Raw genomic sequence first — 24363 nt, 5'->3', positions numbered from 1 at the left:
GCAGACGGACGTCAGGGCCCCCGGCGGCGCGGGGGGCCCTGAGATCCTCATCCGGCCAGCTGCGTGTCGACCCCGGGGGGCGCCCCACGACTCCCGGCGGCACGGCGGCAGGGTTGTGGGTCGGGGGCGAGCCGCAGGGTCACCTGTTCCGGGCGGCTCGAGTGGCATCCGGTCATCAGCCCTCGCCGTGGCGGTCATGCCGAGCGCCAACCGGGAAGCTGGCCGCCGGGTGCGTCGTCAATGGACATCTGGCCCTCCGTCGACGTCGGTGTGCCTTGTTAGCCTGCGGCTGTGGAGCTGCGACTGCTTGGCCCCGTCGAGGCTGTCATCGACGGACGGGTCGTGCCCGTGCGACGTCGTCAGGAGCGACGGCTGCTCGCCATCCTCTCGATGCGACCGGGCCAGTTCCACTCCGCGGAGCGACTCATCGACCTGCTCTGGGAAGACCGGCCTCCGGCCCAGGCGCGAGCGGGTCTGCAGGCCATGATCTCGCACCTGCGGTCCACGCTGGAGCTGGGCCGGTCGACGGAGCCTGCGCTGCTCGCCCGCCCCAACAGCTACGCGCTGGAGATCCGGGCAGAGCGGGTCGACGTGCACCGGTTCACCGCCCTGGTGGCCGAGAGCAGGGGCGTCACCGACGCCGATCAGCGCATCGCGATGCTCAGCACCGCGCTCGGTCTGTGGCGGGGTGCCGCCCTGGCCGACGTCTTCGACGACGCCCAGCGGGGCCGGCTCTTCCCGGATCTTGATGAGGCACGACTGACCGCGCAGGAAGAGCTGCTCGGCGCCCGCCTCGACGCCGGCCAGCACCGGGAGATACTGGCACCGCTGCACGAGCTGATCAGTGAGGCGCCGACCCGCGAGCGCCCCGTCGAGCTGCTGATGCTGGCGCTGGGCGGGATCGGTCGTCGCACGGAGGCCCTCGCGGCCTACGCGAGCCTCACCGATCGGCTCGCCACCGACCTCGGTGTCGCTCCCGGAGAGCAGATCCAGGCGACGTACCGCAGGCTGTCCCGCGCCACCGCACCCTCGGACGCCGCGCCGACGTCTCCCGGCGGGCCGGCGCAGCTACCGCTGCCGCCGGGGCACTTCGTCGGCCGCGGCGCCGAGTCGCGTCAGCTCGACCGCCTGCTCGCCAACGCGGCAGGACCGCAGGTTCTGATCCTCTCCGCGGTCGTCGGCACGGCGGGTGTCGGAAAGACGGCGACCGCCATCCGGTGGGCGCACAGCGTCCGGGACCGCTTCCCGGACGGGCAGCTCTTCCTCAACCTGCGGGGTTACTCCGCCGGCCGGCCGATGCGCTCTGCGGAGGCGCTCGGCGCGCTGCTGCGGAGTCTGGGCGTGCCGGCGGCCCAGATTCCGGCCGATCCGGAGGAGGCAGCGGCTCTCTACCGCACCGTCGTCGCCGATCGTCGGCTGCTGATCGTGCTGGACAACGCCCTCGACGCCGCGCAGGTGCGGCCGTTGCTGCCCGGGTCCGCGGACAGCCTGGTGGTGGTCACCAGCCGGGACCGCCTGACCGGGCTCGTGGCCCAGCAGGACGCCCACCGCCTGACCATCGGACTACTCCCGGAACCGGACGCGATCGAGCTGCTCACCGTCCTGCTCGGTGACGACCCGCGAGTCGCCGAACGCGACGCGATCCGGGACCTCGCCCAGGTCTGCGGTCGGCTCCCGCTGGCGCTGCGGATCGCGGCGGCGCTGCTGCGCGACGAGCCTGACCTCACGGTGTCGGCGTACGTGCGGCAGGTGCGGCAGCGGAGCATCGCCGCCCTGGCGATCGACGACGACCCGAGCGTCGCCGTGCAGGCGGCGTTCGACCTCTCCTACACCCGGCTTCCCGGCGAGGCCCAGCGGATGTTCCGCCTCCTCGGCACGGTTCCGGGGCTCACGCTGTCGGTCGACGCGGTCGCGCACCTGGCGCAGACAACCCCGGCCGCGGCCCGTCGGACGCTGGCCCGACTCTTCTCGGCGCACCTGCTGGAGTTCGACGACGATCGCGTCGCGCTACACGACCTGCTGGGGCGCTACGCGGGCCAGCACAGTGCGCGGCAGGCCGGCCGGCCGGAGGCGCAGACCGTCCTCGCCCGCCTGTTCGCGTGGTACCTGGTCCGCGCGCAGGCTGCCGGTGACCTGTTGGCGCCGGGGCGGGTCCGCCTGGAGCTGCCGGAGGGCCTGGCGGCCGGTGACGCCGGCCTCCCGGACCGCGACGCCGCCCTGGCCTGGCTCGAGGCCGAGGAGTCGAACATGGTGGCGCTGATCAGGGCGGGCGCCGACGGCACGTCGAGGGCCGCTGCCGCCCTGCTCGCCGACCAGCTACGAACGTACTTCTGGGTAACCCGCAATTCACTGAACTGGCTGCTCGTGGCGCAGGCGGCGCTGCACGCGTCGGCTGGGGACGCGTACCCGGCCCTGCGGGCGTCGGCACACATGAGTCTGGGCAACGTGTACCACCTCACGGGCAACCAGCTGCTCGCGATCGCGCACCAACGACGGGCGGGTCACCTGTTCCGCAGCGCCAGGCACGCGCAGGGCCAGGCCGCCGCGGCCGGCTCGCTCGGCGCGGTCTTCGGCGACCTGGGGCAACTGACGACGGCGGCGGCCTGCTTCGAGCACGCGCTTCGGCTCAACGAGCGGATCCGCCACCGTTACGGCATCGCTGTGATGTTGAGCAACCTCGGCACGATCTACGCCATGTCGGGTCGACTGCGGCTGGCGGTCGAACGACTCACTGCGGCCATGGCCCTGCACCGAGAGGACGGCGCACGGCCCAACGAGGCGGTCATCCTCAACAACCTCGGCCTCCTGCGAATCGATCGTGGCGAGTATCCGGATGCCCTGGCCGAGCTTCAGGCGGCGGTACGGACGGCCCGCGAGGTCGGCATGGCGTCGATCGAAGCGAACGCACTGGCCGGTATCGGCCAGGTCCACACGCTGCGCGGCGAGGTGGCCGAGGCGCAGTCGGCGCTCGCCGCCGCCCGGGGCCTCGCCGACCGGGCAGACGACAATCTCTGCAAGGCGTCGATCGACATCGCCGAGGGATCACTGCTCCGGTTGACCGGCGATCCCACCCGCGCGGCGGCCACGCACACTCGCGCCGCCGAGTGGGCCAGGTCGGCGCGCCTGCCGGCGACGGAGGCCGAGGCCCTGGTCGGCCTCGCCGCAACCGTCGCGGAGCGGACGCCGCTGTTGGCCAGATCCTCCCTGGAGCGGGCGGTCACACTGGCCCGACAGGCCGGCGCCGCCGTGATCGAGATCGACGCGCTGGCGGCGTTGGGCGAGGTCGCCCGGCGACACGGCGACCCCGCGCAGGCGGCCCGGCTCGCCGGCGAGGCGGCACATCGCGCGGAGGCCATTGGGGCACCCCTGGTACGCGCCCGCGCGCTGATCACCCTGGGCCACCTGGAGGACTCCTCGCGGGCCTGGCAGGAGGCGCTGAGCATCCTGAATCCGCTCGGCACTCCCGAGGCGGACATCGTCCGGGCCCTGCTGGAGCGGCACGACGGCCGCTCGGTCGGCGTCCCGGCCGGATAGCCGACCTTCCCAACGGGGGCGGGACCGGTCACCGGGCTTCCGGCGCAGGCGTCCGGCTCGTGTTCGTCAGGTAGTCGGACTACTACGGCACGGGGTCGCCCAGACTACAACGACACCGCCACGGTGGACGGCTAGCCGTCCAGCCCCGGCAACCTGGACCAGCATCACGCCTGCTACTCGGTCCACGGCGGCGGCTGGATGTGCACCGCGTGGGCTGACCTCTGAACACTGCGCCACTGTGGGGGGCACCACGCACCGAGGTCCGGAGAGGCCGCAGCGCGCGACCCCTCCGGACCGAGGCGGGTACTACACGTTGTCGATCGAGCCGTCGGCACCCAGGGCCGTCGCGTGCAGTTCCAGCCGGTAGCTCGAAAAGAGGCCGGCACTCGGCCTGAGGTGCAGTTCGCCGGGCCGATGCTCCCGCTCTTGACGACCGCGCCGTTCTGGTAGTCACGGACGCGGAAACTGGCGCCGATCGTGCCGCCGCAGACGGTGTGGTCAATAAAGTGCCCGATGTAGCTGGAAGGGATGTAGTAGGTCCGGCAACTGGTCGACAACCCGCTCACCGAGCAGTAGTCGCTCGTCGCCAGCGCCGGGGACGCGACAAGCAGTGACGCCGCCGCTCCCGCGACCGCCGCGGCGGCCAGGCCCCTGCGGGTCCGTCTGGTGATTTCCACGGTGCCTCCTGATGGGTGTTCTCGGCCCCGCGAAGTCGGGGACGCCTCGTTTGGTTGTCACGGCGTACGGCGCTGCCAAGGAAACGCCAACCCGTGCTGGGCAACCTGATGACCAGGCCGTGCGCGGGGTGCGGTCGGCATGGAGGTCATCGCATGGAGTTCCGGATCCTCGGCCCGCTGGAAGCGTCCGTCGAAGGAACGCCCCTGCCGCTCGGCGGACGCCGGCAGCAGCGGATCCTGGCCGTGCTGCTGCTGCGGGCCGGCCGGGTGGTCCCGGCCGACAGACTGGTCGACTGCCTGTGGCCGCTGCAGCCGCCGGCCACCGCGGCTAGTCAGATCCGCAACTGCGCCGCGGCCCTGCGCCGCCAGCTCGTCGCCGGCGGCCTGCCCGAGCGCTCGCTGGTACGCCGGGCGGGGGGTTACCTGCTGACGGTGGAGCCCGGCGCGCTGGATCGGACCCGGTTCGACGACGAGGCCCATCGGGCTCGGCGGGCGCTGGCCGCGGGTCGCGCGGCGGAGGCCGTCGGGTCCTTCCTGCGGGCCGAGAACCTGTGGCGCGGCCCCGCCATCGCCGGTCTCGCCGATGGCATGCTGGAGCCGGAGGCCATGAGCCTGGAGGAGTCGCGACTGCAGGTGATCGAGGAACGGCTGGAGGTCGAGCTGAGTCTGGGCCGGCACGCAGGGGCCGTACCGGAACTCACCGCACTGGCCCGGACTCATCCCGGCCGTGACCGCCTGCAGGCGGCCTTCATGGTCGCGCTCTACGGCAGCGGGCGGGGTGCCGACGCGCTGGCCTCCTTCGACCGGCTGCGCTCGTCGCTGCGCCGTGAACTCGGCCTGGAGCCGAGCCGGCGGCTGCGGGACCTGCGCCAGGCCATCCTCACCGAGGACGAGGTCCGGCTGCCGCCGATGGGCGTGGGGGCCGGCGCGTGACGGTGAGCCTCATCGGCGGGCATCTCCTCTTCGTCGGCAAGGAAGGTGACGAGATGCAGCTTGGGCAGTCGAGACATCAGCGGACCACCGTCACATTCCCGATGTCGTCCGGTGCCGTCTGCACCGGTCGCTGCGAAACAGCATCGGGAGGCCACCACTGCAGCTCAGTGACCACTTTTGGCAAGCGGTGAAAAGTTTGGTTCGGCCACTGTTGGTAACAAGGGGTTATGACAAGCAATGACAAGCCCTGAACGAGGCTTGACAAGAGGTCTTCGTGGGTTCAATTCCCCTCGTTCCCACGGGTACCTGGTCACTGGAACGGAGGTTGCGTCGGTCGAGGACGTTACTACGAGCGAGCCGGCACACATTTAGTCGCCGGGGAGATGACCCGCGCACAGTCGGGTAGCGAGGTGAGCGTGCGGCGCTGGCCAGTGGCTGGATCGACGGCGACGGCCGCCCGTACCCGGGTACCAGATGCAAGCCCAACGCGCCGCAACGTTGTCCGCAATCTGCGGAACTTTTGAGGGCGGCACCGCCCCTTCAGTCATTGCGGGTGCGTCTTATCCATGAGCGGCGCGGCGACGTGGTACGACTGCTTCAGCGAAAAACCGACGAAGCGGGCGGGCGGGTGACGACAAACAGAGTGGCGAATCTGCTGCGCAGGCGTGAGAGTCCGCAGCGGCCGACCTTCCTGGAACTGTTCTTCGATCTCGTGTTCGTCTTCGCGCTCACCCGGATCGTGAACGAGTTGGTGCTGGACTACACCAGGGGTCACGTCGCGGAGAGGTTAACCACTTCTCTTGCGGAGAACGGCGAAACTCTGCTGCTACTCTTGGCCGTCTGGTGGATTTGGACCCAGACGGCATGGGTGACCAGCAGATTCGATCCGTTCCAGCCGGCAATCCAGTTCGTTGTCCTCGCGACGATGTATGGGAGCCTGCTCCTGGCGGTCGCGATTTCCGGGGCTCTCGCTGAGACTGGCCTGCTCTTCGCGAGCACGTACGTCGCGATCCAGGTGGGCCGCACCCTCTTCTTCGTGTTCATCGTGCGGGGTCACAATCTGCGCCGCGTCAACATGCTGGCACTCATCTGGTTCGGTGTGTCGGCCGTGCCGTGGCTCGCCGGAGCCTTCGCACCCGAGGTGACGCGTAATTCGCTGTGGACGTTGGCCCTGGCGATCGACTACCTGGGGGCCAGATTCGGCTGGCCGGTCCCGGGGCTGGGCCGCTCACGGGGATCCCCGTGGGCCGTCGCGGGCGAGCACCTGGCCGAACGCTACTGGCAGCTCGTCATCGTCGCGCTTGGTGAGACGATCCTGACCTCCGGGTCGAGTCTTCTCCGCGGTCCGATCGTGGCTGAACGAACAGTGGCCCTTACCTTGTCGTTCCTCACCACGGTGTTGCTGTGGCGGATCTACTTCTACCGAGCCGGCCAGATCTTGGGCGAGGCCATCGCGGCATCCGCCGACCCCGGGCGGGTCGGTCGGTTGGCCGAGTTCTCCCACCTGCTCATGGTGTCCGGCATCCTTGCCACCTCCGCCGGTTCCGAACTCGTCCTCATAGATCCATCCGGAGACGCCAAACCTGCCTGGGTTGGGGCCATCCTCGGTGGCCCTGCGCTCTTCCTCGCCGGGCGCTCGATATTTGAGTATGTGGCCTTCGCCCGGGTGTCCCGGACACGGCCGATCGGGATCATTGTCCTCGCGGCCATGGCGCCGGTGATGGTCGGTCTGCCGCCACTCGGGGTCGCCGTAGCAGCTATCGCCGTCCTGCTCGGCGTCGCCGTCTCGGACACGATTCGAGCCCACGGACGCCCACTCGAGCAGGCCTCGCCGCCACGCTGACGCGTATCCGGTCCCTAACCGATCGATCAAAGTCGACTGGACGAGTAAGTACTTCTCTACCGTCAAAAGTTGTTGGAACGGAATGGCAGGTAAGCGTCGTGAGGTAGACCGTGGACAACAACAACGACGTCGAGGTGACGGACATGACCGTGACGGGCGAGTCTGACGGGTTGGGCGACGAGGACTTCGGGCCGCGCGTCGACCCGGGGTGTGAACCTGCGGCACCGGAGGTCTATCCCCGGCTGTGGAACATGTCCGCTGGGCACATGGTTAGGGGTGTGATCAGGGCTGACGTTCCGGCGCGGCCGGAGTACGTGGCGGTGCCCATGCGGCCAGGATTCTGGGATGAGGCGAGTAACAAGCTGTCGCTGGCGATCACCAAGTGGAACCTGCTGTGGGAGGCCGCGCAGTTCCGCCGCCGGTTCTTTGACGATGATGAGTTGCCGCCGTCGTTGAACAAGATCGCCGACCAGGGCGACGTCAACGTCATCTTCGTTCCCCGCACCGAGGCCTGGGCCGGCACCGTCTGGCGTCACCTCATGCCCCAGCCTCAGTCCGGGATCGCCAAGTTCACCAAGGGCGACCCACCTCGGCCGGTAGTCGGCTATCCACTCTGGACGGCCCGACCGCAGCCGGCCGGGCCGGCCAGCTCGAACAGCGGCATCCGGGCGTGGTCGGGGTGTGCCAACTGGGCCACCAGCACGGCGGTACCGACATCGCCCTTGTACAGGCTGTCCCGGCGCATCGTCCCCCGGCGTACCCCGGCCACCGCCTCGCCGGTCAGCGCCCGGGCCCGGTTCAGCCAGGCCGGCTCACCGCTGTGCCGGTACTGGCACAGCAGCGCGTACGCCCGGCCGGCCGAACCGCAGCACAGGTCCCCGGCCCTTGCCCCGGTCGCGTCGAACGTGCTAAACGCGGCCTGCCGGGCCAGCCGGGCGTACGCCGCCTCGCCGTACTGTTCGTGCGCCAGGTTCCACAGGTGTACGTAGCCGGCGGTGCCGTTGCACCAACTGGTACCGAGTCCGGGGTCGGGCGCCGGCCCGCCGACCTGGTACGCCCAGTACACCCCCCGACCGGCCGGGACAGCCTGTGCCGCCAACTCCGCCAGCCGCTCGGCCACCCCGTACGGCGGTGCGGTACCGGCCGCGGCGCTCCAGCACAGTAGCGCGTAGAGGTAGCCGGCCCAGCCGTGCGCGACGCCCAGGGTGCGCAGCTCCGCCGACCGGTCCAGGGGCGGCTGCTGCGCCAACCGGCGCCACAGCGCGTCCCGCAGCGCATCGCCGAGCGCCACCAGGTTGATCAGATCGGTGGCGTCCGGATCGGCCAGCCGCTGGACCAGCACGGCGCAGCCGAGCAGCAGACCGGACCGGCCGAAGGCAAGGTCGAACTCGCCGGAACCGGGGCCGCGCCGGGCCGGGTCCAGCTCCGACTGGGCGACGGCGAGATAGTCGGCCGCCGCGAGTCGGCAGCCCAGCTCGTCACCCCGGGCGTCGGCGATCAGTGCCTGGACCGCGTGCACGCCGGTGATGCTGTGGTAGAACGAGCGCTCGCCGACGGACGCCGGGTTGATCTCCAGCTCGTCGCTGACGTAGGCCCGCTCGTCACCGGAGGCCAGCAGCGCCCGGGTAGCCCACCGGTCGGCCCCGGCCAGCAGCTCGGCGTCCTCGCGTTCTGCGGCGATCTCCAGCAGCGCGTACCCGAGACCGGCGGCGCCGTTCATCACCGGCGCGACCGGGGCGACTAAGTCGTCCTCGAAGCGTTGGTCGGCGCGGGTCAGCCGGGCCAACACGTCGTCCACCAACTGCTGCCCGGACCGGCTGCTGTCGGAGGCCGGGGCGCGACGGTCGCGCGCGGCCGCGGTTCGCAACGCCGTGCGGAAGTCCGCGACCGAGGGATAGCGCCGGGACGGTCGGTCGGCCAGCGCCCGCCGGACGGTGCGCTGCACGGCCGGCAGGTCGGCCACCCCGTGCTCGGCGAAGGGCGCGGGTGGCCGGCGCGGTAGTCGGGAGTCCGTCAACGCCAGCGGGTACGGCTGACCGCCAGTGAGGATCAGGTACACCAGCCGGGCGACGCTGTACTGCTCACCGGCGGCGGTCGGCAGCCCGGTCGGACCGCCGGGGCGACGCGCACCGGACAGCTCCGGTTCCCGGTAGAGGTCCACGCCGCCGGTGGCGACGGCGCGGACCGTCCCGTCCGCGTCGATGGTGGCCGCGAGTCCGAAGTCGACAAGCGTCACCCGATCGTCGGCGGTCACCAGTACGTTGCGCGGATGCACGTCGCCGTGGAGCACGCCAGCGCCGTGCAGGTGGGCGTAGGCAGCCAGGACCCGGTCGGCCAAGTCGAGCAGCGCGTTCCGGCGGGCTGACCCGGGCAGTCGCCGGACACCGGTCGCAGCGCGGTGCAGGTCCACCCCGGCGACCCAGGCGGTGACCAGGTACGGGCGGTCGTCGTACTCGCCCGCGTCGAGCAGCGCCGGGCTGACCACGCCGGCCAGCCGGGCTAGTACCGAGGCCTCATGGTCCAGCTGGGCGCGCACCTGTGCGCCGAACCCCGGTCGGGCCAGTTTGACCGCCACCGGGCTACCGTCGGCCGCGCTGCCCCGGTGCACCTCGGTGTCGACCAGCACCTGGACCGGCTGGTGCACGGTGTACCCGCCGATCCGCTCCGCCGGCCGCAGCCCAGTACCGATCGGCGCGGCGAGGGCGGAGTCGGCCACCACCAGTACCCCGTCGTTGATGAACCCGCTCAGCAGCGCGAACGCTTCCTCCAGGGTCTCCGCCGGATCGACGCCGTTGGCCAGGCTGAAGGCCAGCACCGCGTCGGCGATGGTGGTCGGCTGGCGGAACTCGGCGAGCAGCGCCGCGCCGGCCGAGTCCACGATGGTCGAGGCGGTCCGAGCGTTCGGCCGGGTCACGCAGTGCTCGTCCGGCTCCTGCTCGAGCTGGCCGCGCAGCTGCGCCGGCAACTGGGCGACCGGCGTGATCGTCACGTCCGGCGGGAGCAGCAGCGGACCGAGCAGCGGGCCGGTCATCGGCCACCCGGCGACGTCGCCCACAGCCCACGATCGGCGGTCCAGGTACGGGTGTCCACACCGGACAGCCGCAGCCGGTGCAGGGCGAGCCGCCACGGCGGTGCAGCGCCCGGGTCGGCGAGTTGGGCCGCCGCGAGGTACCGGGCCAGCCGTGCCGTGACCCAGCCACGCCAACTTGTCTTCGCACCCGGCGGATCGGTACCCCAGGACAGCAGCCCGTCCCCGGTGAGTGCGGTACTGAAGGTGACCCCGTCGGCGGGTAGTCCGGACAGCTTGTCCCGCAACGCTTCGGCGCACGCGGTCAGGTCGGTGGGCTGGTCCAGGTAGACCACCAGCCGGTCCGGTCGGCACAGACCGACATGGTCCGCGCCGACCTTGAAGCCGCTGACCCCGGGTAGCCCGGGGACCACCTGCGCCACCGCCCGCACCGCGTCCGGCATGACGGCGAGTGTCGGGCTGACGTAGAGCTTGTACCCGCTGGTGTGCTGCGGGGCGAACGGATCGGCTGGCGGCGGGGCGTGCCAGTGCCACCAGTGGTGATGCTCTGCCGGCGGGGCGGGAGCGGTCCACCGCGCGTCGGACAGCTCGCGCACCAGTTGCCCGTCCGGGGCCAGGCCCAGGTGGTCGGCGATGGCCGAGCGGTTGGGCAGCCGCTCGCGCAGCCGGGGGTGCACGGGGGTCCGGCCGTAGCTGTAGAGCCGGCCGGCGAGCAGCGGCTCGGGCAGGTCCGCCAGGCACTGCGCGTAACGCAGCGCGGCCCGGGACAGCTCGCCGATCCGGCCGGTGCCACCGTCGTCGGGGTCGGCGTCCGGCCGGCCGGCCGCCAGCGCGCCGCTGGTGAAGCCGCCGTCCCGGGCGATCTCCAGCACACCGTCGAGGACGAGCTGGGTGGCGATCCAGCCGAGCTGCGGGCCGAAGCGGGACCGGGCATACCCGGGCAGGGGCCCCGGCTCGATCAGGCTGAGGTAGAGCAGCGCGAGGTCCGGGCTGATCGGACGGGTTGGCAGCGGCGAGTCCCGGCCGGGTACGAGCAGGCCGTAGCACTCGCTGTCGTCGAGGGCTGTGCCCGGCAGAGCGGCGCGGTCGGCGGCTGGCAGCCGGTCCAGCGGCACCAGGGTGTACCCCGGATTGGCGCGGTACACCTGCGCCACCGGGCTACTCCCGTGCCGCGCGGTCGCGTAGGGCCTGTTCGGCGACCTCGAGGTGGGCCAGTTGGGTATCGACGGCGTCCCGCTGCGCCTGGGCGACAACGTCAATCTCCAGCCGCCGGGCCTCCAGGTGGGCCCGCAGCACCGGCAGGTACTCCTCGGTCACGCTGAGGACGGTGCTTCCCCGGTTCATCATGACGATGGCACTGCCGTACTTGGCGCAGACCACCCGGTCTGGCGCGCTCTGCAACTCGGCCGCGACGCACTCCGTGCCCCCGGATCCACCAGTCGGCGGATCCGGTTGGCTGACCGGGCAGGTGTAGGTCATCAGCGGGCCGCAGTGCACCAGGTCCGGGACACTGATCACGTCGCACGGGTGGTGGATCAGAGGGTCACCGAACGGGCTGCCCTGCAACGGACAGAAATCCCACCCGTCCGGCTCGTCGGCGGCTTCGATGATGGAGTTCTCGCCGTCGCACGGCAGTTGTACCCGCAACTTCCTCGCCCGGAAGGCCACCGCGCACCTCACTGCCCGAGTCCGACTGACTACTCTGATTAGTACAGCAGGGCAGCACTGCGCCAGGCAAGGAAGACGCACCGTTCTGCCGGTGCCGTTCAGCTCCGCAGTGCGAGTGCCAGCACGACGGAATCGCTCTGGTCCGTCTTGGTGATCTGCGCCCATGACGCCGCCAAAGACGATCCGGTCCACACTGGGTTGATCAAGCTGACGGTCAACGAGGCCCGACGACTGAGCAACGCCTGCATCACCCGCCCGATCACCCAACTCGCCCATCGTCTGCACTTGTCACAGTGGCGACGCCGGCATCAGGCCCGAGCCCGACGATGCCACTACACACGTCGCCTCGACCTCGAACTTCAGCTCTGATCACGAAGGGCGGCTACCTTCACAGCCCAGGCCGTAGGCCACTAGGGCGGCGTCGAGCATGCGTTCCTGCTCATCCGCCGGGTAGGCAGCGGGATCCGCGGCGGCGAGAGCCGCGACACCCTCGGTCATTGCGATCAGCCCCAGGGCGACCGCGCCGACCTGGTCGACCGGCCAGTCCGGGGCAGCCGCGGCGACCAGCCGCTCGGCCCGTTGCCGCCAGGCTCGGTTGTTGCGGCGGTGCATGCCGATCAGTTCGGCGTCCGCCACCGCCGCAGCCAGGAAGCCCAACCAGACGATGCTCCAGTTGGTCGTCTCCGGATCGGTCGCCATGCCCTGGTGGAGGACCCCGCGCAGCGCCGCCCGCGGCGAGGTGGCCGCGGCTTCGAGTGCCTCAACCCGCTCCCGGGTGGTGTCGTGCAGCAGTTGCCGGGCGTGCAGCAGCAGCGCTCGACGGTTCGGGAAGCGGTGCATAACCAGACCCGTCGTGCAGCCGGCCGCCGCGGCGACCGCGCGCACTGTCAGCTTTTCCAGGCCCTGCTGCGCGAGTACGTCCCAGACCGCGCGCGACAGCGCCTCGCCCTGGGCCGCTCGGTCTGCAGACGGTGACACGACTCTCACCTCCTCATGTCCGTAACGAATGTTACCGTAACGCTTGTTACCGAGTCTTGGTGAGGAGCGGCATGACCTGGATCATCACGCAGCGGCCGTGGACCGACCCGGTGGGCGAGGCGTTGCGTGTGGCGCAGAAAGCCGAACTCGACCTCCGCTACGGTACCGACGACCATGAGCCCGGCACGCCGCCGACGGCCGAGAACATCGACCTGTTCCTGGTCGCGGTCGACGAAGCCACCGACCAACCGCTCGGCTGCGCCGCGCTGCGCCGCCTCGACCCGGTCACCGTCGAGGTGAAGCGGATGTACGTGGTACCGAAGAGCCGCGGCTCGGGGCTGGCGACCGACTTGCTCCGAGGGCTGGAGGAGGCCGCACAGGAGCGCGGTTGGACGACCATCCGGCTGGAGACCGGCCCGGCCCAGCCGGACGCGATGCGCTTCTATGAGCGCGAGGGCTACCGCGAGATCCCGCTGTTCGGCGCGTATGTGGGCTCCGACAACTCGGTCTGCTACGAACGCGTCCTACCTGACGGAGCACCCCGGCCGCAGCCCACAGCGCGGCTCTGATCACGCGGTGGCCGCTGAGCGACGAGGTGGGCGTCGGTCATGTGGTCGACGAGGGGGTGCGAGGTCGGTCAAGATTCCCAAACGATGTGGCGATTTTCCACATCACCCGATCATGACGGAGAGGTTGGGACGTTGGGGACGGCGTATCGTCAGGGCTCGCGGGTGTCGAGGTGTGCCGAGGTGGCGGTGGGACGTGACGACGCAATTGCGGATCTACACCGTCCGACCGGGGCGGCTCGACGCGTGGGTGGCGGCTTGGCGGACGCTCGTCGTGCCCCTGCGCCGGCGCTTCGGCTTCGAGATCTCGGGGTCCTGGGTCGATGTTGAGCGTCAGCAGCACATCTGGCTCGTGTCGCACCCCGGTCCGCAGTCGTTCGAGGAGGCCAACGCCGATTACTGGCGCTCGCCGGAGCGCATCGCGATGGGCCTGGACCCCCACGACTACCTGCTGAGCGAGGAGATCCGCCCGGTCGACCCGGTGCTGTGACGGCGGGCGGCCCGTCAGCTCTCGGGATAGCCGATCAACCGCCTGGCCTCGCCCAGGAGTGGGGATCGCGTCAGCGGACGCCCGTCGATTTCGGTGGCGGCCAGGATTCCGCTCAGCGACCCGGTCAGCCACACGCCGTCCGCGTGCACCAACTCGTCCGGGGTCACCAGGGCCTCGTCGCTGCGCAGGCCGAGCGCGGCCGCCTGCCCGAAGAGCGCACCTGACGTGGTGCCGGCGATGATGCCCGACCAGCCCGGCACGGTGAACATGGTCGAGGACCGGATCCACACCAGGTTGAAACTGGGGCACTCCAGCGCGTAGCCGTCGGAACTGAGCCAGAGCATCTCCTGAGCGCCCCGGCTGGCGGCCCACCGCTGGCTGGCGGTGTGCACGGCGTACGACAGGGACTTCACGCCGCCCAACAGCCACGGGGCTTTCGCGCGTTCGCGTACCGGGAACCCGACGGTGCCCGTGACGAGACGCAGGCCGCGCTGCCGGTTGACCGACGTCCACTGCGGCACGGGCTCCACTGTGGTGAAGATGGTGGGCCGGCCGGTGCCGGCTCGCCCCCGGGTGCAGACCAGGCGTTGGACCGCCTCGACATCACGGGGCCAGGCCGCCGCGACGTCGAGGACGAACGTGCGCAGCGCGTCGAGCTCCGGTAGCGGCAGCGCCAGGCTGCGCGCCGATCGGGACAACCGGTTCAGGTGGGCGGGCAGCAGCACCGGCTCGCCACCAGCCAGGAGCCACGCCTCGAACGCCCCGTCGCCACGCAGCAGCCCCGGGTCGTCGGCATGGACGATCGGTGTGGCCGGCTCGACCAGGCCCGTGCCGAAAACTGCCACAAGCCGGTCCATTACCGAACACTCCTTCGCCACACTGCCAGGAGTGTGCGTACAACCCTGGCCTGCCCTCGATCGGAGCGCCGCCGCCGCCGAACGCGCCGCTCGGCCGCATTGTCGTTGGCCTATGCTATGACAGGCCACGGCCACTCCGCGCTCAGCACATTGATGACTGATGAAAGCACCCACTGGGAACATGGAAGCGACTTCCTCCGCCCTGGATCCCGTTGCCGTCTGGACCGATGGTCGGCTGGGTCTGCCAGGCACCAAGACGGCGTCCGGCCTGATCCTGACCGGCACGCGGTGGACGGTCGCCTGCGTGGTGGACGCACGCCACGTCGGCGCCGATGCCGGCGTGATCCTCGGGGTCGGGCCGCTTGGCGTGCCCGTGGTGCCGGATCTCGCCGCCGCCCAGCGAGCAGGCGCCCGCAGCGTGGTGATCGGTGTCAACTCGATGGACGCGCACACGGTCGTCCCCGCCCGGCTGAAGGCTGTGGCCGCCGACGTGATCCGGCACGGGCTCAACGTCATCTGCAGCACACACGCCCGACTGAACGACGATTCCGACCTGGTCGGCTTGGCCACCGCGGCTGGTGTCGAGCTGATCGACGTGCGGGGCGACGGCCCCCGGGAGACGCTGTCACCCGACCTGTCGGTTGACGCGACGGTGCTGCTGACGACCGGCACCGACTGCGCCGTCGGAAAGATGACGACGGCCCTCGCGGTACACCGCGAGGCACTCTCCCGGGGCATGCGTAGTGCCTTTCTGGCGACCGGGCAGATCGCGGCCATGTGTGGCGCGGACGCGGTGGTGCAGGTCGACCGCATCTTCGCGGACTTCATCACCGGGGCCGTGCAACGTGCCGTCCACCGCCTGGCCGCCGCCGGGCACGAACTCGTCATCGTCGAGGGGCAGGCGGCGACGTTGCACCGCGTCTACGGTGGCAACTCGGTCAACCTCCTCTACGGAGCCGCGCCGGACGCGATCATCATGTGCCACGACACCGACCGTCAGGTCCGGGCGATGTTCCCCGGCCTGCCGGTCCCGCCGGTGACCGACGAACTCCAGACGATCGCGGACCTCGGTCGCCGAGTCGGCATCGCGGCCACGCTCGCCGGGTTCTCGATCTTCGGGGGCAAGCCGTTCCACGAGGGGGAGCGCTACCCCGTGCCGGTGGTCGACACCCGGGCCACCGGTGCCGCCGCCATCCTGCTGGACTCCGTCCTGCGGCTCACCCGGCACACCGAGCGCGACCGATGGTGAGAGCTCACTGCTACCCGGGAGAATCGTCGGGCAGCGAGAGCATGTGCGACTGGCGCTCTCCGGCGGACAGATCCCGGAACACCCGATGCCGGGCTCGGCTCCGAAGGTCATCAATGTCGGGCTGGACCGACCAGAGTCGGGCCGACTTGTCCAGCGAGGCGGTGAGCAGCGTCCGCCCGTCGGCCGACCAGGCGACCGACGTCACCCGATCCACGTGTACGCCGACCACCCGCGACTCCGCGTCGTCCAGCGCGCTCCAGACCCGTACGGTGCGGTCGTAGGAGCCGGTGGCGATCTGGTCACCGGACGGCGACCAGGCGACCGCGCGTACCCGCCCCTCGTGGCCTTCGAGGGTCCGGATGTGCCGAGCGGTGCGAGGGGCCCAGATCCGGCAGGTCCAGTCGGCCGAGCAGGTGACGACGAACTGTTCGTCCGGTGAGAAGGCCACGCCGTCCACCCAGTTGTGGTGGCCGCGAAGGACGGCGAGTTCCTCGCCGGTGGAGCTGTCCCAGACCCGGGCGGTACGGTCGTCCGAGGTCGTGGCGATCATGCGCCCACTCGGCGACCAGGAGACGCGGACCACCCAGTCGGTGTGGCCGCGCAGTTGTAGCAGCCGACGGCCGGTCGTGGCGTTCCAGATCGAGGCCGTGCCGTCCCGGCAGGCCGTGGCGATCCGTGTGTTGTCCGGAGCCCACATCAGGCCCTCGCAGATCGTCTCTTCGTCCAGCTGGAGGTATGGCTGGACGCTGTCCGGGCGCCACAGTTGCACCGAGCCGTCGTTCGAGCACGAGCCGAGGCGCTGCCCGTCGGGTGCCCATGCCACCCCCCAGACGGTGCCGGCGTGCCCGGTGAAGGTACTGACGGCTCCGGACGCCACGTTCCAGACCCGGGCCGACCCGTCGTCCGAGGCAGTCGCGATCCGGGACCCGTCCACTGTCCACGCCGCCGCGCGAAGCCCGCCGGTATGCCCGGTGAACGCCTGTCGTTCGGCACCGCGGGGCAGTATCGACCAGACCCGGGCGGTGTGGTCGCTGGAGGCCGAGGCGAGCGCCGTGCCGTCGGGTGACCAGGCCACGCCCCACACAGCGTCCTCGTGACCACGCAGCGTGGCGATCTCCCGGGCGTCGCTGACGTCCCAGATCCGTACGGTGCGGTCGCTGGAGGCGGAGGCCAGCGACCGTCCGTCGGGTGACCAGGAAACGTCCCAGACGAAATCGGTGTGCCCGCGGATCAGCAGCAGTTGACGGCCGTCGGTGACGTCCCAGATTCGGATCGTCTGGTCGCCCGAGGCCGTGGCGAGCCGTCGCCCGTCCGGGCACCACGACAGGCCCTCGATGAAGTCGGTGTGCCCCCGCAGCACGGTCTGCTGCTCACCGGTGGCGAAGTCCCACACGATGGCGGTGCGGTCGTGCGACGTGGAGGCGAACAGCGTGCCGTTCGGTGACCAGGCGAGACCGTAGACATCGCCGGTGTGCCCGCGCAGGGTCGTCGTGTGGACGCCGGTGTCCGTCCGCCACACGTGGATGTGGTGGTCCTGTGCGCCGGCGGCGACGTGCTCGCCGTCGGGAGACCAGGCCATGCCACGGATCAGGTCGTCGGCGCCGTAGAGGGTCGGCGGCGGACTGTCCGCGCCCACCCGCCACAACTTGACCGTACGGTCCCGGGAACCGCTGGCGACGCGGCGCGAGTCGGGGGCCCAGGCGATGGCCTCCACCATGGCGTCGTGACCGGTGAACTCGGCGATCGCCCGGCCGGAGTCGGGGTCCCACACGCGGATGGAGTTGTCGCGGGAACCGGTGGCGATCAGGCGGCCGTCCGGGGACCAGGCGATCGACCGTACCGTGTCGGTGTGCCCGGAGAGCACCCGGCGCAGGTGGCTGAAGGCGAGCGCGGACATGAGGGCGCGTTCGATCAGCGGCGTGACGGGTGCCTCGGCGATGGCCGCGATGGAGAGCAGGATCGACAGCTCCGGGAACCGCTCGGCATTGGCGAGGACGTACCGGCCGATGTTCTCCGACACGCGTCGCAGGAAGGCGAGGTCCCGGCGCTTCGACTGCTCGATCAGGGCCCGGACCACCTCGCTCGCCTGGCCGAGCGCCTCCAGGCCGGCGAGCCACTGCTCGGCCAGCACCAGCCGCTGCCCGGTCAGGTGGTAGTCGACGCTACGCCCGGAGTGCTGCCATTCGGCGGCCCACCGCTCCAACTCGGAGCGCCGACGCAGGTGCTCGGCCCGCGTCTCGACCTCCTGCCGCAGCGGCGCCCAGAGTCGGAACAGCGACTCGTGCGCCACCTCCACGACCGGCTCGCCGTCCTGCACCTTGCTGACCAGCAGCCGCGCGTCCACGAACGCGGCGACGGTACGGCGCTGCTCGGGGCTCAGCTCCCCCAGAGCTACCGGTCGTTTGGTCGCCTCGCTGGAGTCGAGCGAGACGAACCGCAGCAGGGTCGTCAGGATCGGGGCGATGCCGCCCTCCCCGCGTAGCTCGCTGACGACCTGGTCGGCCTGCCGGGTGAGTGCGCCACCGACGCCGCCGGTGGCGAGGTAGGCCTTCAGGCTCACCGCGGCCCCTGGCCGGACCTCGAAGAAGAGCTCCTGCAACAGGTACGCCAACAGCGGCAGCGCGTCGGTCGTGCCGACGTCGGCGATGATCCGGTTGACGACCAACGGCTCGAACGTCATGCCGGCGATCCGGGCCGGCTCCTCGATGATCGCGGTGAGGTACTCCGTCTTGATGGCACCGATCGCGACGGGATTCTGGAACAGCGCCGCCATGTCGCTGTCGAGGAACTGCGCGAGGTATTCGATGCGCATGCTGGCGATCACCGACAACCGGGAGTCGGTGTCCAACAGGCGCTCGACGATCTCGAGGAACAGGTGCCGATCGCTCTCGCCGGAGAGGGTGAACAGCTCCTCCAACTGGTCGATCACCAAGAGCACGTGGCCGAACCGGCGTCCCATTCCTCGGCGGATCTCGGCGATGTACTTCGCCGCGCTGGCCGGATTTTCGCGTATCGCCCGAACGATTACCGGCATCGCGACCGGCTCCGGGAGCGCCTCGGTGATGGCCTTGGCCAGATTCGTCACCGGTGCGCTGCCCGGGTTGATCGTGGGTAGGTTGATCCACCGCCGGGTCTTGAGCGTCGGAACGACACCCGCCTGCACGAGCGACGACTTCCCGCCGCCGGACGCGCCAACCACCACCAGCAGCCGCTCCCGAGGGTCCGCCGAGGCGGCGAGCATCCGCCGGACGATGTCCGAGATCTGCTGGTCCCGACCGAAGAAGACGGCCGAGTCCTCCTCCCGGAAGGGCTCCAACCCGGGGTACGGCGGCCGGCGCGAGTCCCAGTCCGAGCGTTTCGCCTTGGGATTCGCCACGACGTGGAGGACGACCTGTCCGACGACGAGGAGGACCACGATCGCGACGAACGCCGGAATCGCCACGGACTGCAGGACCCGCAGGTAGGTGGGCGGTTCACTCAGGTTCGTCAGATAGTTGCCGATCAGACCGAGCAGGCTGGTGGCCAGAATCAGCGCGACATTGAGATACAGCGCGAGTGCACGTTGTCTCTTCACGCCGACTCCGAGTCCAACAGAACGTGCCCCCGAGGCGAACCCCGTGCCGCCGTCGTCAGTGCCCAGGGAGCCGAGAATGCGTACGCCTCGCCCATGGTATCGCTTCGATGTGTCAGCGGCGCAAGGCGACACGAGTCGCCAAGCCGTCCCGAGCACCCTGGCCGACACGGCGCCACGTGAACGGTAGACCGGGTCAGCGAGCGGGCCCGCCGTTGTGCCGGGTCCGGCAGCGCCGGCCAAACTCGGCAAGGAGAGCCAGGTCCAGCGGGCTGCGGTCGGTCTGCTGTTCGAAGTGCCATTGAACGCCGAGCACGAATCGGTGCGGACGGTCGACGGCGATGGCTTCGATCACGCCGTCGGGTGCGACCGCTTCGATGCCGACGCTGGTCGGCAGCCGGGTGACGACCTGCGAGTGTTGGGAGTTGACCAGGAGCTCCGCGCTGGGCGGGTGGCCGAGCAGATCGGCGAGGTGGCCGCCAGGAGTGAGGGTGACCGGGTGGGCCGGGCCCCACCGGTCGTCGTTCTCATCGGGTAACCGCCGGTGGCTACCGGTGGGGTCGGTCTCGCACAGCAGCCCGCCGTTGTGCACGGCGATCTCCTGCATGCCCCGGCAGCTGCCGAGCACCGGCAGGTCGGGCAGGTGGGCCGCGGCGGTGAGCAGGGCGCTGGCGACGGCATCGCGCGCGGGGTCGTAGGCGCGGTCGGGCTCGATCGGTGTGGTTGTGTCGAAGCCGGCCGGGTGCAGGAAGGACGGACCACCGGGCAGCACGAGGCCGTCGAGGACCGACAGGATCGCGCCGGCATTGTCCGGCTCGGTGGCCGGGATCAGTACGGCGGCAACGTCGGCGTGCCGAGCGAGTTGACTCACTACCGTCCTGTTGACGTGTGAGTAGGTGGTGCCGGTGGCGCTCCGGCTGGTACAGGCAAGCACGCCGACGACGGGTGTGGTACCTGTCGGTGATCTCACGTGGTCAGCCTCTCGCCCCGGTGCGACCCACGCCAAACGATGATGACTACGCAGCGGCGGGCCGCTCACTGTCATCGATGACGCCTCTATCCTCGATGCGACGGGACCAGATAGGAATACAGATGCGATCAACGCCATCCCGGAAAGGATCGGATCCGCGGCGGCTGGCGGCGGACATTCTCCACGGCGACTCGGCACTTCAGGCGCAGAAGGAAGCGACGACGGATCACGGGGCGTGGACCAACGCTCGGCGGGCGGTCCTGTTCGACGACTACAGCGCGATCCGGCTCATGAATCAGATCTCGTATCCGGACGGGTTTCAGCTCAGAGCCCGGCTGCGCGCCGGAGGCGACGACATCATCGTGTGTCGGCCACGGCCACCAGCCGGATTCGACGAGTACTACTCCGGGCGCCTCGGGCTGGGTGACCCGGTCTGGTTGCATCCCGACTCCGCCACTGACCTGTGTTCGGCGGCGTGGAGCGACAGCCGTACGTCGGCGGCTCTGGTCGAAGCCGCTCGCGGCGGCGCTTTTCTGCATCCCTACCACGCGTCCGAGGCGGCGTGGCAGCTCGCTGATCGCCTGTCCCGTGCCGCGCACCGAGCGGTCCCAGTGCTCGGGCCGCCACCCCGGCTGTGTCGGTTGGCGAATGACAAGTCCTGGTTCCTCAGTACGGTCTCGGACCTGCTCGGCGCCGAGGCGATCCCGCGGCTGCGGGTGACACGCCGTCTCGCCGACTTCCCGGCCGTCATCGAGGAGATCTCCCGACACTCGCCCAAACTCGCCGTACGGATACCGGACTCCGCCGGCGGTCTGGGCATGCGCGTCTTCGCCACCGACGTCCTGCGTCGACTCGATCGGCAGGCCCTCATCGCCTGGGCCGCCGACGTCTACCGCGATCTGGGTCTCCGAGATGACTCGGCCGTGCTGGTGACCAGCTGGGAGGAGACACTCGCCGCACCCAGCATCGAGGTCACGATAGCGCCGGGGGAGGCGGCGGCACCGATCTGCGGCCGGGTCATCGATCAGAGCTTCACCGACGCCGAACGGTCCCAGTTCGGCGGCGGCGTCGCCGGGACTCTGCCGCTCGAGATCGTGCGCCGCCTGCGCTCCCACGCCTCGACGATCGCGGTGCTCCTGCAAGCACTGGGATATCTCGGACGTCTGTCATTGGACTTCATCGTCACCGGCCGGTCCTTCGCGGAGGCGGACGTTCGGGTCGTCGACTGCAATGCCAGGTGGAGCGGCGGCTCGGTACTGGGAGCCATGTTGGACCGCCTCTTTCCCAACGGAGTACCGCCGTACGCCTTCGGCGCCCTGCGGCATCCGCGGCTGCGTTCGATTCCGTTCGACGTCCTGATCGAACGTCTCGACGGCAGGCTCTGGAATCCGTCCACCAGGCGTGGCGACCTGCTCGTGCACAACGTCGGTCACCTCGCGGCGTCCGGGCGGGTCGACATCGTGGTGCTCGCCGACAACGCCGAAACGGCCCGGCGCCGCCTGGCGGACCTGTCCCGCTCGGTGGCGGACGGCACCGCCGCGCTGCTGCTCGCAAAGGACGCTGGAGCTGGCCCGGCTACCTCTTGAGCAGTTCGATGAGCGCGTTGTCGGCCTGCGCCAGAATCGGCGGGCCGTACACCGGTGTGGCCAGGGCGCTGGGCAGCGTTGCGATTCCGGGTCATCAGCCGATCGGATGATCGAAGGCGATGATCGGCTATTTCCATGTGCGACGGACACAGTGCGACGCCTAGGAAGGAGGCATGACCAACGAGGTGACAGTTCCCCTGCTGCCGTGCGCATCCATCGACGACATCGAAACCTTCTACGGAGTTCTCGGTTTCCGCACCACGTACAAGCAACGCAAGCCCAACGCGTGTGTGGGGGTGCAGCGGGAAGACCTGCATCTGCAGTTCTTCGAGATCGCCGGATTTGACCCGGAGCAGTCCTATGGCTCCTGTCTCGTACTCACCGCGGACATCGAGGGACTACATCGGGCATTCGCAGCCGGCATGCGCGCCGCGTACGGCAAGGTGCTGGTGTCCGGAACGCCGCGGATGACCCGGCCCAGGGCGCGGAAGAACGCCGACGGGTTGGGCGGATTCAGCGTCATCGACCCGGGCGGCAACTGGATCCGCGTCTTTCGGGACGCCGCCACCGCGCCCATGCCGGCCGCCACGCCTGCCGGGCGGCTTGCCAAGGCCCTGGCGAATGCTGTCGTGCAGGCCGATTCCAGGGGAAGCGTCGGGCAGGCCGTTCGGATCCTCGACAGCGCGCTGGCCCGCCCGCAAGCCGACGACGACCCGGTCGAGCAGGTAGAGGTCCTGGTCTACCGCGCCGAACTCGCGATGGTGCTGCACGATCCAAAGACTGCGGCCGAGATGCTGGCCCGCGCCCAGTCCGTCCCGCTCACGGAAGACGAATCCGAACGGGCAGCATCCGCGTTCGACAACGCCGCCGAGCTCGCAGCGGCACTGCGGTGACTCACCATACGGTCATCCACGAGCTCTACAAGAAGCTGCTGGAGAGTGGCGGCAAGAACGCTAAGCCGCTGCCGTCGACCACCGTCCGGATCGTGCACCGGAGTTGGCTGGTCTCAAGTGGCCGCGCGTGGATGTCGGGAGTGTTGATCTTTAGCCGTTCCCGGACGACCCAGACCGTCCCCGTCCGTTCTGGTGATCATTCACCTGGCGGCGATGTTGGCGCATGGCTTCTTCGGTCTTCCTCAAGCAGAGCACCACCGTCATCGCCCCCGACTGGTACCCCGCCGTGCACCCGGACTGGGCCGCACCGCCCTCACCTGGGCGGTTGGCTCACCCCGCCCCGTCTTTATATTTCAGGTTATCGATGTTAGCGTTAACTTTACTTAACTTCGTCGCCTGCCGGTCGGCATGATCTTCGGCGGAGGCCCTGTGGGATCGGAGAACGTCTATGACCACATTCGGCGGGATTCTTCGCGTGCGCTCGGTGACGGTGGTGACGGTGTGCGCTCTCGCCGCCGCAGTCTCGATGGCTTCTGCCGCGTCCGCGTCCGCGTCCGTCACCGTGGCGGCCGACGGCAGCGGCAACTACACGACCGTGCAGGCGGCGATCGACAGTGTCGCGGCGAACAACGGCGTTCCGGTCACCATCACCATCAAACCCGGCACCTACCGGGGCGTGGTCACCATTCCCGCCAACAAGCCTCACCTCACGTTGGCCGGCGCCGGCGGCTCCGCCGCCCAGGTGGTGATCGTCGAAGGGCACGCGGCCGGCCATACCAAGCCCGGTGGCGGTACGTACGGCACGTCCGGAAGTGCCTCGGTCTTCGTCAACGCCAACGACACCACGATCAAGAATCTGACCATGTCGAACGACTTCAACGAGGCCGCCAACACCCTCGACGCCGAGCAGGCCGTCGCCGTCAACACCTCCGGCGACCGGGTGCAGTTCGACAACGTCCGCATCCTCGGCAACCAGGACACCCTGCTGGTCAACGCACCCAGTGTCAGCTCGGTCCGGCGACTCTACGTCCGTAACTCCTACGTGGAGGGTGACGTCGACTTCATCTTCGGGCGGGGCACCATGGTCTTCCAGAACGGCACCGTGCACTCGCTCACCCGAGGGTCGTCGTCGAACAACGGCTACATCACCGCTGCGGCCACCGACATCAACAACAAGTTCGGCTTCCTGTTCTGGGGAACCACACTGACCAGCAACGCTCCCGCCAGGACCGTCTATCTGGGCCGGCCCTGGCACCCCAGCGGCGACGTCAACGCCCGCGGTCAGGTCCTCTACCGGGGCGTCGCGATGGGCGCACACATCCGCACCGACCCCTGGACGGACATGTCCGGCTTCTCGTGGAAGACCGCCCGATTCGCCGAGTACAGCAGCACCGGGGCCGGCGCCGTCATCAACGCCAACCGGCCCCAGATGAGCGCCTCCACCGCCACCCAGTACACACCCACCGCCTACCTGGCGGGTAGCGACGGCTGGAACCCCATCCGATGACGAAGATTCGTTC

The 24363-nt window shown here is 70.0% G+C and carries 16 protein-coding genes; 9 read left to right on the top strand and 7 right to left on the bottom strand.

Annotated elements, in window-relative coordinates; translation table 11 throughout:
• The first annotated feature begins 291 nt into the window (after positions 1-291).
• From ABZU25_RS07190 to ABZU25_RS07180, 3 genes are all read left to right on the top strand, one after another.
• Positions 292-3534, top strand: coding sequence for a BTAD domain-containing putative transcriptional regulator (locus ABZU25_RS07190; protein ID WP_355028435.1), 3243 nt, complete (start codon positions 292-294; stop codon positions 3532-3534).
• Positions 3535-4364: 830 nt separating this feature from the next.
• Complete coding sequence (locus ABZU25_RS07185) at positions 4365-5144, top strand: AfsR/SARP family transcriptional regulator (protein WP_355028434.1); 780 nt, start codon at positions 4365-4367, stop codon at positions 5142-5144.
• Between the two features lie 553 nt (positions 5145-5697).
• Complete coding sequence (locus ABZU25_RS07180) at positions 5698-6987, top strand: low temperature requirement protein A (protein ID WP_355028433.1); 1290 nt, start codon at positions 5698-5700, stop codon at positions 6985-6987.
• 604 nt (positions 6988-7591) lie between these two features.
• Here ABZU25_RS07180 and ABZU25_RS07175 read toward each other — a convergent pair.
• From ABZU25_RS07175 to ABZU25_RS07160, 4 genes are all read right to left on the bottom strand, one after another.
• Positions 7592-10018, bottom strand: coding sequence for a lanthionine synthetase LanC family protein (locus ABZU25_RS07175; protein ID WP_355028432.1), 2427 nt, complete (start codon positions 10016-10018; stop codon positions 7592-7594).
• A complete protein-coding gene (locus ABZU25_RS07170; protein WP_355028431.1) occupies positions 10015-11169 on the bottom strand; it encodes a hypothetical protein in 1155 nt (384 codons plus the stop codon). The genes ABZU25_RS07175 and ABZU25_RS07170 overlap by 4 nt, the downstream gene beginning before the upstream one ends.
• A 4-nt stretch (positions 11170-11173) precedes the next feature.
• A complete protein-coding gene (locus tag ABZU25_RS07165; protein WP_355028430.1) occupies positions 11174-11683 on the bottom strand; it encodes a hypothetical protein in 510 nt (169 codons plus the stop codon).
• A gap of 369 nt (positions 11684-12052) precedes the next feature.
• Positions 12053-12661 carry a TetR/AcrR family transcriptional regulator gene (locus tag ABZU25_RS07160; RefSeq protein WP_355028429.1) on the bottom strand — a complete coding sequence of 203 codons (609 nt, stop codon included), beginning with the start codon at positions 12659-12661 and terminating at the stop codon, positions 12053-12055.
• Between the two features lie 71 nt (positions 12662-12732).
• On the opposite strand from ABZU25_RS07160, the gene ABZU25_RS07155 reads away from it, so the two are divergent.
• Positions 12733-13230 (top strand): GNAT family N-acetyltransferase, encoded by a 498-nt coding sequence (locus tag ABZU25_RS07155; RefSeq protein WP_355028428.1) that lies wholly within the window; start codon positions 12733-12735, stop codon positions 13228-13230.
• 193 nt (positions 13231-13423) lie between these two features.
• On the top strand, positions 13424-13717 hold the full coding sequence (locus ABZU25_RS07150) for an NIPSNAP family protein (protein ID WP_355028427.1): 294 nt from the start codon (positions 13424-13426) through the stop codon (positions 13715-13717).
• 14 nt (positions 13718-13731) lie between these two features.
• Here the strand turns inward: ABZU25_RS07150 and ABZU25_RS07145 are convergent, their stop codons facing one another.
• Positions 13732-14574 carry an aminotransferase class IV gene (locus ABZU25_RS07145; protein WP_355028426.1) on the bottom strand — a complete coding sequence of 281 codons (843 nt, stop codon included), beginning with the start codon at positions 14572-14574 and terminating at the stop codon, positions 13732-13734.
• 181 nt (positions 14575-14755) lie between these two features.
• Here ABZU25_RS07145 and ABZU25_RS07140 point away from each other — a divergent pair, with 181 nt between their 5' ends.
• Positions 14756-15823 carry a DUF1611 domain-containing protein gene (locus ABZU25_RS07140; protein WP_355028425.1) on the top strand — a complete coding sequence of 356 codons (1068 nt, stop codon included), beginning with the start codon at positions 14756-14758 and terminating at the stop codon, positions 15821-15823.
• A gap of 10 nt (positions 15824-15833) precedes the next feature.
• On the opposite strand, the gene ABZU25_RS07135 is transcribed toward ABZU25_RS07140, so the two are convergent.
• Together ABZU25_RS07135 and ABZU25_RS07130 are read right to left on the bottom strand one after the other, a co-directional pair.
• On the bottom strand, positions 15834-19397 hold the full coding sequence (locus ABZU25_RS07135; protein WP_355028424.1) for a WD40 repeat domain-containing protein: 3564 nt from the start codon (positions 19395-19397) through the stop codon (positions 15834-15836).
• Between the two features lie 193 nt (positions 19398-19590).
• The gene (locus tag ABZU25_RS07130) at positions 19591-20439 is read right to left on the bottom strand and encodes a gamma-glutamyl-gamma-aminobutyrate hydrolase family protein (protein ID WP_355028423.1); all 849 of its coding nucleotides are present in this window, start codon (positions 20437-20439) and stop codon (positions 19591-19593) included.
• Positions 20440-20441: 2 nt separating this feature from the next.
• On the opposite strand from ABZU25_RS07130, the gene ABZU25_RS07125 reads away from it, so the two are divergent.
• The 3 genes from ABZU25_RS07125 (at position 20442) to ABZU25_RS07115 (ending at position 24350) form a co-directional block, all read left to right on the top strand.
• Positions 20442-21950, top strand: a complete 1509-nt coding sequence (locus tag ABZU25_RS07125) for a hypothetical protein (protein WP_355028422.1) — start codon at positions 20442-20444, stop codon at positions 21948-21950.
• Between the two features lie 173 nt (positions 21951-22123).
• The gene (locus ABZU25_RS07120; protein WP_355028421.1) at positions 22124-22843 is read left to right on the top strand and encodes a VOC family protein; all 720 of its coding nucleotides are present in this window, start codon (positions 22124-22126) and stop codon (positions 22841-22843) included.
• Positions 22844-23291: 448 nt separating this feature from the next.
• Positions 23292-24350: a pectinesterase family protein gene (locus ABZU25_RS07115; protein ID WP_355028420.1), complete on the top strand. Its 1059-nt coding sequence runs from the start codon at positions 23292-23294 to the stop codon at positions 24348-24350.
• The last annotated feature ends 13 nt before the right edge of the window (positions 24351-24363 follow it).

This window comes from Micromonospora sp. NPDC005215 (assembly GCF_040607915.1).
GTDB lineage: Bacteria > Actinomycetota > Actinomycetes > Mycobacteriales > Micromonosporaceae > Micromonospora.
Note: the sequence above shows the minus strand (reverse complement) of the source record. Positions and strands in the feature narration are given on the sequence as shown.

Excerpts from the sequence above, each read along its gene's own strand:
- ABZU25_RS07185 (WP_355028434.1), top strand. The coding sequence starts at position 4,365 with ATGGAGTTCCGGATCCTCGGCCCGCTGGAAGCGTCCGTCGAAGGAACG.
- ABZU25_RS07175 (WP_355028432.1), bottom strand. The coding sequence starts at position 10,018 with ATGACCGGCCCGCTGCTCGGTCCGCTGCTGCTCCCGCCGGACGTGACG.
- ABZU25_RS07155 (WP_355028428.1), top strand. The coding sequence starts at position 12,733 with ATGACCTGGATCATCACGCAGCGGCCGTGGACCGACCCGGTGGGCGAG.
- ABZU25_RS07145 (WP_355028426.1), bottom strand. The coding sequence starts at position 14,574 with ATGGACCGGCTTGTGGCAGTTTTCGGCACGGGCCTGGTCGAGCCGGCC.
- ABZU25_RS07140 (WP_355028425.1), top strand. The coding sequence starts at position 14,756 with ATGGAAGCGACTTCCTCCGCCCTGGATCCCGTTGCCGTCTGGACCGAT.
- ABZU25_RS07130 (WP_355028423.1), bottom strand. The coding sequence starts at position 20,439 with ATGACAGTGAGCGGCCCGCCGCTGCGTAGTCATCATCGTTTGGCGTGG.
- ABZU25_RS07125 (WP_355028422.1), top strand. The coding sequence starts at position 20,442 with ATGACGCCTCTATCCTCGATGCGACGGGACCAGATAGGAATACAGATG.
- ABZU25_RS07120 (WP_355028421.1), top strand. The coding sequence starts at position 22,124 with ATGACCAACGAGGTGACAGTTCCCCTGCTGCCGTGCGCATCCATCGAC.
- ABZU25_RS07115 (WP_355028420.1), top strand. The coding sequence starts at position 23,292 with ATGACCACATTCGGCGGGATTCTTCGCGTGCGCTCGGTGACGGTGGTG.